Source organism: Dietzia sp. DQ11-38-2 (genome assembly GCF_014145055.1).
In the GTDB taxonomy this organism is placed as follows: Bacteria; Actinomycetota; Actinomycetes; order Mycobacteriales; family Mycobacteriaceae; genus Dietzia.
Genome location: NZ_JAALDW010000522.1, coordinates 6331 through 6793 on the forward strand (window position 1 = coordinate 6331; position 463 = coordinate 6793).

At 67.8% G+C, this 463-nt stretch carries 1 protein-coding gene; it reads right to left on the reverse strand.

The annotated features are described in order from the left end of the window. Nucleotides 1–221: 221 nt before the first annotated feature. Nucleotides 222–463: transposase (locus G6026_RS17690; protein ID WP_241728143.1), on the reverse strand; the 242-nt coding region annotated here is incomplete at its 5' end.

The following is a 463-nucleotide window of genomic DNA, read 5'->3' on the forward strand; positions in this document are numbered from 1 at the left end:
CGAGTGATGAATCAGCCCGCCCAAGTCATCGCCGGCGTGGGTGTGCTGCCAGATCGCCATGTTCAGCGCGTCCAAGGCTAGCCCCGCTGATTCACGGGCCGGTGTGACTGCTGCTGTCGGGTGACTGCGGGCTTGTTTTCGCGTGTGGGCGTGCGTGTGTGCCGGCTGGCGCTGCCGGTGGGCGGGTCTCCGGTGGTGCTGTCGTGGGCGGGCAGGTGAGGTCAGGCGGGTTTTGGGATCGCGGCGATCGTGTTGAACACTGCGACGATGGCGGTGGCCCAAGGCCACGTTTCGGGAATCTTCACGCGCCGCCGCCGGCCACTACGGACCAGTCGGGCTGCCACGTGAAGGAAGCGGTAGCGCAGCGCTTTGGGCTCGCACAAGGCCAGAACTGCGGCGTCGCCGGTGCAGGCGAGCGTCCGTGTCCAGGCCACCAGGTCAGCGGCGATCATCACCGCCACCA